Below are 11,522 nucleotides of genomic sequence, written 5' to 3'. Positions count from 1 at the left end.
ACCGGAGCGGCGACGGCCCATTGCTCATCCCCCCAAGATGGCGCGAGTAAGGCGCAGCGGGGTCCGCGGACCGGCTCGGTCGGGTCGGTCGGACGATCAGAACGAGACCCCGCGCGGCCGGAAGGGAGCGCTGCCATGTACGCCAGAAGCTTCGGGGCGACGCGCGTCTCGGTGCCGGTCATCGGCCAGGGCACGTGGCACATCGACGGCTCGGACAGGGCCGACGCCGTGCGCGCCCTGCGGGCCGGCATCGATGCCGGCATGACGCATATCGATACCGCCGAGATGTACGGCGACGCCGAGGCGATCGTGGCCGAGGCGATCGTGGATTGCCGCGAGGAGGTGTTCTTGGTCTCGAAGGTGGTCCCGGGCAACGCCACGCGCCGCGGCGTCGTGCGGGCCTGCGAGGCCTCCCTGCGGCGGCTGAGGACCGACCGGCTCGACAGCTACCTGCTGCACTGGCCCGGCCAGCATCCCCTGGCCGAGACGATCGCGGGGTTCGAAGACCTGCGCCGGGCCGGCAAGATCCTGTCCTGGGGCTTGAGCAACTTCGACGTGGACGACCTCGACCGGGTGCTGGCCATCGCCGGGCCGGACCGGATCGCCTGCAACCAGGTTCTGTACCACCTCAACGAGCGGGCGATCGAGCACGCGGTGCTGCCGTGGTGCGAGAAGCACGGCGTCGCGATGGTCGGCTACTCGCCGTTCGGCAGCGGCGAGTTCCCCGACCCCGCCAGCGCCGGCGGCCGCGTGCTCGACGGCATCGCCAGCGCCCACGGCACGACGCCCTACGCGGTGGCCCTGGCCTTCCTGACCCGGTTGCCGGCGACCTTCACGATCCCCAAGACCGGCCGGCCGGCGCGGGCGATCGAGAACGCGGGCGCCGCGGACCTGCATCTCGGCCCAGCCGAGATCGCCATGATCGACGCGCATTTCCCCCGCGGGCCGCGGCCCCGGATGCTGCCGATGCTGTGAGCGGCGGGGGTAGCGGGATTCCGTCGAGGCGTGTGGCGGGGGGCGCGGAATCGCTGTACCGCGGCCGTCACGCGCACGCCGTCCGAAAGCCCCCGACCGTCATGCTGAAACTGCTTCTGCCCTCGGCGCTCGCCCTCACGGCGGGCGTCAGCATCGTCATCCAGCAGGCGCTGAACGCGAACCTGCGCACGGCCCTCAACTCGTCGGCGCTGTCGGGCGTCGTGAGCTTCACGGCCGGGGTGGCCTGCATGATCGTCTTCGCCCTCGTGGCCCGCGACCCGATCCCGTCCGCCGGGGTTCTGGCGCGGATCCCCTGGTGGGCGTGGAGCGGCGGCATGTTCGGGGCGATCTTCATCGGCCTCGGCATCGTTCTGGTCCCGCAGCTCGGGGCCGGAACTTTTCTGGCGCTCCTGGTCACCGGCCAGATGCTGGCCTCGGTGATCTTCGACCATTATGGCTGGCTCGGCCTCGCCCAGCGGCCGATCGACCTGCCGCGGGCGCTCGGCGTCGCGCTGCTGATCGGCGGCGTGGTCCTGATCCGGCGCTGAGCCGGACCGGCTTACTCGCCGATCCCGAACAGCTTCTCGACGAAGTTTCGGTCGTCCTTCGGGGCCGCCCGGCGCGCGGGGGCCTGCTGGCGAGGCGCGGCCGGATCCCCAAAAATCTGGCCGAGGATGTCGGTCGGGCCGCTCGGCGCCGCGCTCGCCACGGAGGCCGTGGTCTCGGGCGGCGGCTTGCGCCAGCGGTTCAGGCCCGGCAGCGGAACCGGGTTCTGGCCCTTCAGCGCCTGGGTCATGTAGGTCTTCCAGATCTCCGCCGGCAGGTTGCCGCCGGTGACCTTCTTGGTCAGCTCGCCGTCGTCGTTGCCGAGCCAGATCCCGGTGACGAGGGTACCCGAGTAGCCGATGAACCAGGCGTCCCGGAAATCCTGGGTGGTGCCGGTCTTGCCCGCGAGCTCCCAGCCCGGGATGTCGGCTTTCTTGGCGGTGCCCGACACGAAGGTCTCGTGCATCATCGCGTTCATCATGCCGTCGGCGTTGGCGTCGATGACCCGGCCGAGGCCGTTGTCGGAACGCTTGTACAGCATCTTGCCGGCGGCGCTCTTCACGGAGGTGACCACGTAGGGGATCACGCCGGTGCCGCCGTTGGCGAAGGCCCCGTAGGCGCCGACCATCTCCAGCAGGGTCACCTCGGAGGTGCCGAGCGCGATCGAGCCGTTGGCCTGGAGCGGCGAGGTGATGCCGAGGCGCTGCGCCGTCTGCACCACCGTCTTCGGGCCGACCTCCTGGCCGAGCCGCACCGCCACCGTGTTGAGCGAGTGCGCCAGCGCCATGCGCAGGGTGACCGGGCCCTCGTAGCGGTGCGAGTAGTTCTCGGGCGCCCAGGTGCCGATCCGGATCGGCGCGTCGTCCTTGACGGTCTCGGGCGTCGCCCCGTGCTCCACGGCGGCGAGGTAGACGAACGGCTTGAACGAGGAGCCGGGTTGCCGCTTGGCGGTGGTCGCCCGGTTGAACTGGCTCTGCGCGTAGTCGCGCCCGCCGATCAGCGCACGGATCGCCCCATCGGGCCGCATCGAGACCAGGGCGCCCTGGCCGACGTTGAACCGCGTGCCCTTGGCGTTCAGCTCGTCGGTGAGCGCCTTCTCGGCGAGCCCCTGCAGGCCGGTGTCGACGGTGGTCTGGACCGTGATGTCGGTGTCGAACTTGCCGACGTAATCGTCGAGCACGTCCATCACGAGGTCGGCCACGTAGTTGGCCGAGCCGCCGCCGCGGGCGTTGGCGGGCCGGGCCGGCTGGGCGAGCGCCACCTTGGCGTCCTGCGCCGGGACGAAGCCGAGTTCCTGCATGGCGGCCAGCACCTGGGCGGCGCGGGCCTGGGCGGCGGGCAGGTTGCGGTTGGGGGCGAGCCGCGAGGGCGCCTGCACGAGGCCGCCGAGCATCGCGGCCTGGGCCAGCGACACCTCCTTGGCGGGCTTGCCGAAGTAGCGCTGCGCCGCGGCCTCGACGCCGTAGGCGCCGGCGCCGAAATAGACCCGGTTCAGGTACAGTTCGAGGATCTCGTCCTTGCTGTACTTGTGCTCCAGCCACAGGGCGAGGATCGCCTCCTGGATCTTTCGCGAGGCCGAGCGCTCGGGGGTCAGGAACAGGTTCTTGGCGAGCTGCTGGGTCAGCGTCGAGCCGCCCTGCGCGACGCCGCGGCGCGTCAGGTTCTGGCCGATCGCCCGGAGGATGCCGACCGGGTCGACGCCGAAATGCTGGTAGAACCGCCGGTCCTCGATCGCCACGAAGGCCCGGGGCAGGTAGGGCGGCAGCTCCTTGATCGAGACCACCCGGCCGCCGGTCTCACCCCGGTTGGCCAGCAGCGAGCCGTCGCTCGCCAGGATGGCGATGTTGGGCGGGCGCTTGGGCACCGCGAGCTGGTCGATCGGCGGCAGCTGCGAGGCATGGTAGGCGATGAGGCCGGCGACGCCGATCACCGCCCACAGGCCGAGCACCACGCTGCCGTAGGCGATCCGGCTGAGCCACGAGCGCCGGCGCCGGCCGGACTTCTTTTGGGTCCGGCGTGGCGCCGTCTTGGCCGGAGCCCGCGCCGTGTCGTCCGCTCGCTTGCCCACGCGTTCCCCTGTCCCGGCCCGGTCTTCCCGGGACAGGCGCAGGTCGAGTTCGCCGCGATCCCGGACGCGCCCTTCGGGCACGTCGAAATTCGGCTCCATCCTGCCCCGACCCTTGGCCATGCATCCCGTCTTCGAACGATCCGAAACCAGCGCGCGCGTGCGTTGCGGCGTAGCCCGGTTACGGCACGCTAAATGCGGCGGTTTAAGGGGTCGTTAGCGTTCCGTTCAGCAACCCACCCTCGGGGCGCGGGTGCTCCGTTGTCTTCAACCGGCCGCCGTCGGATCCTGGCCCAGCACCCGCCGGGCCTCGGCGAGGAGCACCGAGTGCCGGACCGATTGCGGGCCGGAATCCGGCGTCTCGCGGCCGAGACGGGCGATGCGCGCCGTGAACAGCTTCCGGCGCAGGCCGAACCGGCCGATGCTGGCCGTAAGCGCCAGCAAGACGACCCGCACGGCCTCGGTGCGCTCCCGCTCGTGGACGATCTCGGTCTTCAGTGCCTCCTCGCGCCGCAGGGCCGCGTCGAGTTCGAGCCGGACGGCGGCCCGGCTCGCTTCGTCCCGGCGCGCGGTCTCCAGCTGGATCCGGCATTCCTGCAGCGCGCTGAGGATCATGAGCTCCTGCGCCGACGCATCCCGCATTGAGTCCTCCCGGCGCACCGTCGCCCGGTAATCAACCCGGCACGCGCCCGATCCTTGTCATGAAAATTCGGCCCCGACCTGCGAAGGCGTCGAAGGGCGGACCGTCGGTGAGGCTCGCCTTACCGATGCGGGGCGCCGGCTGGAAGGCACCGCCCCGGGATATCGAGGCCGCGACCGTCGGCCAAGCCGGGATCGACGCCGTGCGTTGCAGGATTGCCGTGACCCGGTTGTGTCAGGGTCGGCTTTATCCTGGCGAGGCCGCAGCGGCGGCGCATCGACCGGCATGATACAAACGCGTATTGAGTTTCAGCCAGGGATAGCAGTCTCCGCGCGCTATCGGGCCTGTTAACCGCCCTGCCGCATTGTTCACTCCGCGCGCCCGGGAGTCGCGGGCCGGGACCGGAGGGAAGGTGCGATGACGGAGGATCGCCGCGGGGCATTCCGCAAGAACGCCTTCACGTTCGGTACCCTGCTGCTCGCCTGCGGCGAAGTCGGCTGCCTCGTCTGGGACGCCACCGAGACCGGCGCGCAGATCGAGGTCGAGGACGACCAGGCCGTGCCGGACCGCTTCCCGCTTCGTCTGACGGACGGGGCCGACCCGCGGCCGGCCGCCGTGGCGTGGCGCCGCAGCCGCCGGATCGGCATCGCGTTCGAGGGGTGAGCCGCCGGCCTCACGTGGCCGCCAGGGACCGGCGCGAGCGCGGCCCATCCGCCAGCCGGAACCAGGCCGGGCGCACGAACAGCAGGGCGAGCGGCGTGTTCCGCACCAGCCGCTCCAGCGCCAGCGGCACCAGCAGCGCCGCCGCCATCACGATCAGCCCCGCGAGCCCGATATCGTTCACGAGGCCGGTGCGGACCAAGGTCTCCCGGGTCGCGGCCATGGGCAGCAAGAAGGCGAGATAGATCACGATCGAGCGCTGCCCGCAGGTCCGGAGAGCTTCGGCGACGACGCCTCCCACCCGCTCGATCAGCGCGGCCACGACTACGATCGCCAGGGCGCCGGCCGCCCCGAGGACGAGGCTCACGAGGGGCAGGCTGGCAAGGGTGGGATAGGCCGGATCGCCGGCGGGCGTCAGCGCCAGCCATCCCTCCACGACGGCCCAGGCGGCGAGGCCGCACAGCGCGGGGCCGACATGCCGACGGGCAGCGTCGGCAAGGGCGAAGATCCGGCCGGCGAACAGGTAGCCCGCCACGAAGTAGACGTAGCGGCCGCAGAACTCCTCGATGAGGGTCGCGTCGCTGCGGATGTCGGCGACCTGCAGCAGGGCCGCGCCAGCCAGCAGCAGTGCCCCCGGACACCGGCGCAAGGCCTTGGTCACCACGGAAAAAACCGCCAGCAGGTAGACGAACCACAGGCTCGAATAGGGCTCGACCAACGCGTGGGCGAGGTGGGCGGCGAACGCGCCCGGCCCGGCCTCCCCGACGATGCCGCCGTAGCGGGCCGCCGACTGGATCACCAGCCAGAGCCCGTAGAAATACGCGAAGTGCAGGACCCGGCGGTCGGCGAACAGGCGCCAGTCCCGGTCGATCACCCGACCCAGGAACAGGCCGGACAGCAGGAAGAAATCCGGGATCCGGAACGGCTTGGCGAAGGCCACCACCGGGTGCAGGAACCCCTCGCCGCCCAGGGCCGTGCCGGTGCCGATGACGGAATGCATCATCACCACCAGGAGGATGCAGATCCCCTTGGCGATATCGACCCAGGCCAGCCGGCCGTCCGCGTCCCCTGCCCCGCCCATCGATCAGCTCCCAGACCGGGGCCAATGTGGATCGACAAGGTTGACAGGCTTGCCGGCCGTGGGGCGGAACCTGCGGATGTCCTGAGCGCCGGGTAAACGGCGGCCTCAATCCCGGCGCTTGCCCGCGCGGCGGTCGCGGGTCATCCGCGTGGCGGCATGGAAATCGTCGGGCTTGCCGCGGATCCAGGCCAGGAACCGCGCGATCTCGGGATCGTCCCGCAGCGCGTCCACGTCGGCGAGCCGCCGGGCGATCTCGGCCTCGCTGTAGCGGGCATGGATCGCCGAATGGCAGATCTGGTGCAGCCGCACCGTGCCCTGGTGGGTCCCGCCCTTCAGCTTCGGGGTCAGGTGGTGCAGGCTGGAGCGGGCGCGGGGCGGGATCGGCCGACCGCAGAGCGGGCAGACCGGATCCGCCCGGGCAACCGCTCCGGGCATCTCCGGATCGTCGGCATTCCAGCGCCGGGAGCGGCGTCCGACCAAACCGTGTTTCCTCCCGCCCGCTTCAGGGCACAGCCTGATCCGCCGTCCCGCAGGCCGGCCCGACGAACAGCCGGAACAGCGCCTCGGCCTCGCGGTCCCGGGCCCCGACGATCGACACGTGGTCCCCCGGCACCAGCGCGAACTGCGCCCGGGGACCCGCCGCCGTGGCGAGCGCCCAAGCGAGCTTGGCCGGCACCACCGGGTCGTCGGAGCCCTGGACGATCAGGATCGGCGCGGACCCGCCGCGGATGCGCAGGTCCGAGCGATAGGTGTCGCGCAGGAGCCAGGACGGTGCCAGCGGGACATGCAGACGCACGGCATGGGTCAGCGAATCGAATGGTGCCTCAAGGTAGAGCCCGATCGCCTCGACTTGCCCGGCGATCGCGACCGCCACCGCGGTCCCCAAGGAATGGCCATGCAGCAGGATCGGCGCCCCCGGGGCCCGGGTACGCGCGGCCGCGACCGCCGCGAGCCCCTCGCGGATCAGGCCGTGCTCGCTCGGCGTGCCCGTCGAGCCCGGATAGCCGCGATAGGCCGGCGCCAGCAGGCCCCAGCCGGCCGCGCGCCACGGATCGGCCGCGAAACGGTCCGCGTGCGGCTCGGGCCGGGAGCCGTTGCCGTGGAAGCTGATCACGATGCCGCAGCCGGGACGCGGCGACCGCCACAGGGCGAACAGCCGCTCGCCGTCCTCCGTCGCCAGAGTGACTTCTTCGGTCCCGGGCGGGGCGACCCGGATACGTGCGGGCTGCCCGTTCCAGGCGGCGCCCGGGTAGATCAGCCGCCGCTGGAACAGCGCGAGGGCGACGAGCCAAGCCAGGTACAGCACCGCCACGGCGGCCAGCAGCAGGAGCAGGATGCGCATCGTTCCTTGAAGGTTCAAAGATGGGCATCGTAGCCAAGTTTGTTTGGCCCAGGGCGGCTTTGATGAGTGGTTGGGCGGCCCTGCCCCTACACAGGGCTCTCGGCTTTGGGCGACCGGAGCTTCTCCCGCCGGACAACACCGGCCTCTTATCCGCTCGCCTCGCCGCAGCATTGACAAACCCATCCCCGGGGCCGAGTCTTGAACCGTTCCGAGGGGGGCCCTGAAGGGGGCTGAGATTGGGCATGCTGCCCTGACCCTTGAACCTGATCCGGCTCATACCGGCGGAGGGACGGGAACCTGCGGCTGCCCGCGTGCGTGCGGCCGGATCTCATCTCAGCCATCGCGTGGTCCGGAGCGCTCCAACACGAGGAGAGGCCCACGATGAACGCACCCGTTCTGCCCAAGGACGTGAAAGGCAGCCCCGAGACCGTGACCACGGGTCCGGTCACCGGGTCGCGCAAGGTCTACGCGAACCCGGTCGGCCGGCCGGACATCCGGGTGCCGTATCGCGAGATCGCCCTGTCCGATCCGAAAGAGGAGCCGGTGCGGGTCTACGATCCGTCGGGTCCCTACACCGAGACCGACGCCCGCATCGACCTCACCGCCGGCCTGCCCGGCGTGCGCGAGCCCTGGATCGCGGCGCGCGGCTACACCGCGGTGGAGCCCCGCGCGGTGAAGCCGGAGGATAACGGCTTCGCAGGCGACAAGCTCGTGGCGCCCTGCCCCGCCACCCGGACGATCCGCATGGCGGCCCCCGGCCAGATGGTGACGCAGTACGAGTTCGCCCGAGCCGGGATCATCACCGAGGAGATGATCTACGTCGCCCACCGCGAGAACGCCTGCCGCGACGCGATGCTCGCGGGCGCCGAGGCCACGCTCGCAGACGGCGAGAGCTTCGGTGCGTCGGTGCCGCCGTTCATCACCCCGGAATTCGTGCGCGACGAGATCGCCCGCGGCCGGGCGATCATCCCGGCCAACATCAACCACACCGAGCTGGAGCCGATGGCGATCGGCCGGAATTTTCTGGTCAAGATCAACGCCAACATCGGCAACTCGGCGGTCACGTCGTCGGCCGCGTTGGAGGTGGAAAAGCTGGTCTGGTCGATCCGCTGGGGCGCCGACACGGTCATGGACCTGTCCACCGGCCGCAACATCCACAACATCCGCTCGTGGATCATCCGCAACAGCCCGGTGCCGATCGGGACGGTGCCGATCTACCAGGCGCTCGAGAAGGTCGGCGGCGATCCGCTCAAGCTCGACTGGGAGGTCTTCAAGGACACGCTGATCGAGCAGGCCGAGCAGGGCATCGACTACTTCACCATCCATGCCGGCGTCCGGCTGGCCTACGTGCCGCTGACCGCCCGGCGGGTCACCGGCATCGTCTCCCGCGGCGGCTCGATCATGGCGCGCTGGTGCCTGGCCGGGCACCGGGAATCGTTCCTGTACGAGCATTTCGACGAGATCTGCGACATCATGCGGGCCTACGACGTGTCGTTCTCGCTGGGCGACGGTCTGCGCCCGGGCTCGATCGCCGACGCCAATGACGCCGCGCAGTTCGGCGAGCTGGAGACGCTGGGCGAACTGACCAAGATCGCCTGGGACAAGGGCTGCCAGGTGATGATCGAGGGCCCCGGCCACGTGCCGATGCACAAGATCAAGGTAAACATGGAGAAGCAGCTGCGGGAATGCGGCGAGGCGCCGTTCTACACCCTCGGCCCACTGACCACCGACATCGCCCCAGGCTACGACCACATCACCTCGGGCATCGGCGCCGCGATGATCGGCTGGTTCGGCACCGCGATGCTCTGCTACGTCACCCCGAAGGAGCACCTCGGGCTGCCGGACCGCGACGACGTGAAGACCGGGGTGATCACCTACAAGATCGCCGCCCACGCCGCCGACCTCGCCAAGGGCCACCCGGCCGCCCAGCTGCGCGACGACGCGCTCAGCCGCGCCCGGTTCGACTTCCGCTGGGAGGACCAGTTCAACCTGGGCCTCGATCCGGATACGGCCCGCCGCTACCACGACGAGACCCTGCCCAAGGACGCCCACAAGGTCGCGCATTTCTGCTCGATGTGCGGGCCGAAGTTCTGCTCGATGAAGATCACGCAGGACCTGCGCGCCGAGGTGCTGGCGATGGAGGAGGCCGGCGCGGTCGTGGGCGCCGCACCCGCGATGTCCAAGGCCGAGGCCGAGGCCGGCATGCGGGCAAAATCGGAAGAGTTCCTGGCCGAGGGCGGCAAGCTCTACGTCGACGCGGCCGAGTGAGGAGCCGGCACGCCCCGTCCGCTCAGGACGTGGGCGTGCCGCATCCGGCGCCGCCGCCGCGCGGCGCCGTGATCGCGATCGCCGAGTCCGGCTCGGCCCCGTAGGCATCGTAGAGCACCGCGAGCATCAGTTCGGCGGCGATGCCGACATCGGGAGGATCTCCGAGGATGACGGTGCGCGAGAAATTCGCTCCTCCGTCGGCTTGGTCATACTGAAGGGCCCGGAGGGCGGCCTGGGATTGCGCCTGGAGCCGAAAACCCGTTTTCCCGTAGGCGCCCGACGAGGCTTCGCACAGCATCGCGGTGTCGAAGGGCTGGAAGATGCACTGGACGTAGTGCATCGGCCGATCGCGCAGCGCCACGACGATGAAGCGATCGCGCGACGTTTCGACGGGTCCGCGCCGATGGATCGCGTCGAGGCGCGCCACGACCGCGCAGCGATGCTGCCGGATGAACGCCTCCCGGAGTGATAAACCTGGTCGCGCCTGCACGCTGCCCGCTGGTGCCTCGGCAGACGCCGCAACCAGGAACGCCATCGCCATTCGGGTCCAGCGCATGGATACCTCCGGACGCGTGCCGTGCCCCGTGGCGCAACAGCGGCACGGATCGCCCCACCCGCGCGGCACGCGGGACCAAGGACCGGACGAATCGCAAAATGATGCCGTTCCGGTAACGGGATCTTCATCGCGACTCGGGCTGGCCCGCAACCATCCCCTGCGCCGGGGGCGTCCGTTAACGGACGCTTAGGCGGCGGAACCGCTGAATCCCTCGATCACAGGATCGCAGGAGATCAGCCATGGATATCCGTCCGCTCAACGCGACGACGCCGGGGCCGCAGGGTCTCGAATCGCTCGCGGCGTCGGCCGCCCCGGCCGCCACCCAGGTCACCACCCCGGCGCAGGCCGCCACCGCCCCGCTGGAGCCGGCGGTCAAGCTCGACATCACCCCAACCGGCGACAAGGCGCGCTACATCCAGGATCCGGACACGAGCTCGATCGTGTTCCAGGTGGTCGATTCCCGGTCCGGCAACGTCGTCGAGCAGCTGCCCAGCGAGACGGCCCTGCGCAACCGGGCCTACGACGCCGCCCGCGAATCGCACGCCGCCGCGGGGAACCTGTCCCGGATAGCTTGAGCCACCCGCTCAAGCCGAGGCAGCTTTACTGGGCGCGGTCCGACCTGCGGACATGCGGCCTTACGGAAACTGGAAAAACCCCGTTTGACGGACTCGTCGGCGGGCTGCTAGATCGCTCTCGTACACGGGCGCACGGAGCACCCGCGAGGCCCCGGCCTCGTGGGCGCGACACCACCGCGCCGGCCGTGTCCGCGGGCGTAGTTCAGTGGTAGAACGTCAGCTTCCCAAGCTGAATGTCGTCGGTTCGATCCCGATCGCCCGCTCCAACTAACTTTCCAAGACCGTTGTACGCACGTACCCCGCTTGGTTTCCCGAGGATTGGTAAAAACCTGTCTTCGCGGCCCGGTGGGTCGGCTTCAGGCTCGTTTCCGTCCGTGATTTCCGAGCCGCGAATAGCTCTGCGTCGTCGAGATCCGTGTGGGGGCTGTGGCTGACCGGATGCGGTTTCGGTCGGGCTTGCGGGCTCGGTGAGCGCCCCGGCTGTGAAAGCCGTGTCCCAGGCCTGTCCCGGTGCGCAGGCCTCGATCCGCTCGCGCCGGTCGGAGACCGATTGGGCATGGGGCCGACCCACGGACCTGCGGATCGCCTTGACCGACGCGGTGACGCTCTACCCCGGTGACACCCCAACGGTCCCGTGAGGCAGCATCGCACGATCTCGTCGGGTTCCGGTCGCCAAGCCATCGGTTCCGTCCAGGGTCGGCTCGAAATTCATACGTCAGGGCGGACCGGTCCCAGGGGACCGATCCTGTGCGACAGGCCCGCCCCGGGCTGTTCAGAACCTGACCGTGAAGGCGCCCTTTGCGGCGTGGTCCTG

Annotated in this window: 11 protein-coding genes, 1 tRNA gene and 1 riboswitch; of the genes, 6 read left to right on the top strand and 6 right to left on the bottom strand. The window is 70.3% G+C overall.

What is annotated here, in order from left to right:
* Positions 1-135 precede the first annotated feature (135 nt).
* Both MFF40_RS00060 and MFF40_RS00055 read left to right on the top strand, forming a co-directional pair.
* Positions 136-975 (top strand): aldo/keto reductase, encoded by an 840-nt coding sequence (locus MFF40_RS00060; RefSeq protein WP_147856660.1) that lies wholly within the window; start codon positions 136-138, stop codon positions 973-975.
* A 101-nt stretch (positions 976-1,076) separates the two neighbouring features.
* Complete coding sequence (locus tag MFF40_RS00055; RefSeq protein ID WP_147856661.1) at positions 1,077-1,523, top strand: DMT family transporter; 447 nt, start codon at positions 1,077-1,079, stop codon at positions 1,521-1,523.
* A gap of 11 nt (positions 1,524-1,534) precedes the next feature.
* Here MFF40_RS00055 and MFF40_RS00050 read toward each other — a convergent pair whose 3' ends face one another.
* A complete protein-coding gene (locus tag MFF40_RS00050) occupies positions 1,535-3,709 on the bottom strand; it encodes a transglycosylase domain-containing protein (RefSeq protein ID WP_238259311.1) in 2,175 nt (724 codons plus the stop codon).
* Positions 3,710-3,853: 144 nt separating this feature from the next.
* Positions 3,854-4,201 (bottom strand): ATP-dependent helicase, encoded by a 348-nt coding sequence (locus MFF40_RS00045; protein WP_238259310.1) that lies wholly within the window; start codon positions 4,199-4,201, stop codon positions 3,854-3,856.
* A 442-nt stretch (positions 4,202-4,643) separates the two neighbouring features.
* Between MFF40_RS00045 and MFF40_RS00040 the strand changes: the two genes are divergently transcribed.
* A complete protein-coding gene (locus tag MFF40_RS00040) occupies positions 4,644-4,889 on the top strand; it encodes a pilus assembly protein PilZ (protein WP_147857463.1) in 246 nt (81 codons plus the stop codon).
* Positions 4,890-4,899: 10 nt separating this feature from the next.
* On the opposite strand, the gene MFF40_RS00035 is transcribed toward MFF40_RS00040, so the two are convergent.
* From MFF40_RS00035 to MFF40_RS00025, 3 genes are all read right to left on the bottom strand, one after another.
* Complete coding sequence (locus MFF40_RS00035) at positions 4,900-5,967, bottom strand: acyltransferase family protein (protein WP_238259308.1); 1,068 nt, start codon at positions 5,965-5,967, stop codon at positions 4,900-4,902.
* 105 nt (positions 5,968-6,072) lie between these two features.
* Positions 6,073-6,447, bottom strand: coding sequence for an HNH endonuclease family protein (locus MFF40_RS00030; RefSeq protein ID WP_147898560.1), 375 nt, complete (start codon positions 6,445-6,447; stop codon positions 6,073-6,075).
* A 22-nt stretch (positions 6,448-6,469) separates the two neighbouring features.
* Entirely contained in the window at positions 6,470-7,309 is an 840-nt protein-coding gene (locus MFF40_RS00025; RefSeq protein ID WP_238259305.1) for an alpha/beta hydrolase, read from the bottom strand.
* A 201-nt stretch (positions 7,310-7,510) separates the two neighbouring features.
* Positions 7,511-7,616: riboswitch (TPP riboswitch) on the top strand.
* A 74-nt stretch (positions 7,617-7,690) separates the two neighbouring features.
* On the opposite strand from MFF40_RS00025, the gene thiC reads away from it, so the two are divergent.
* Entirely contained in the window at positions 7,691-9,577 is a 1,887-nt protein-coding gene (gene thiC, locus MFF40_RS00020; protein WP_147857230.1) for a phosphomethylpyrimidine synthase ThiC, read from the top strand.
* A gap of 22 nt (positions 9,578-9,599) precedes the next feature.
* Here the strand turns inward: thiC and MFF40_RS00015 are convergent, their stop codons facing one another.
* Positions 9,600-10,133, bottom strand: a complete 534-nt coding sequence (locus tag MFF40_RS00015; protein ID WP_147898563.1) for a TY-Chap domain-containing protein — start codon at positions 10,131-10,133, stop codon at positions 9,600-9,602.
* A 239-nt stretch (positions 10,134-10,372) separates the two neighbouring features.
* Here MFF40_RS00015 and MFF40_RS00010 point away from each other — a divergent pair, with 239 nt between their 5' ends.
* Positions 10,373-10,708 carry a flagellar protein FlaG gene (locus MFF40_RS00010; protein WP_147853446.1) on the top strand — a complete coding sequence of 112 codons (336 nt, stop codon included), beginning with the start codon at positions 10,373-10,375 and terminating at the stop codon, positions 10,706-10,708.
* Positions 10,709-10,899: 191 nt separating this feature from the next.
* Positions 10,900-10,974 (top strand) — tRNA-Gly (locus tag MFF40_RS00005).
* Positions 10,975-11,522 lie beyond the last annotated feature (548 nt).

Source organism: Methylobacterium mesophilicum (assembly GCF_022179445.1).
Lineage (GTDB): Bacteria > Pseudomonadota > Alphaproteobacteria > Rhizobiales > Beijerinckiaceae > Methylobacterium > Methylobacterium mesophilicum.
The sequence above is the reverse complement of the archived record's forward strand: the minus strand, read 5'-3'. Positions and strand labels throughout refer to the sequence as shown.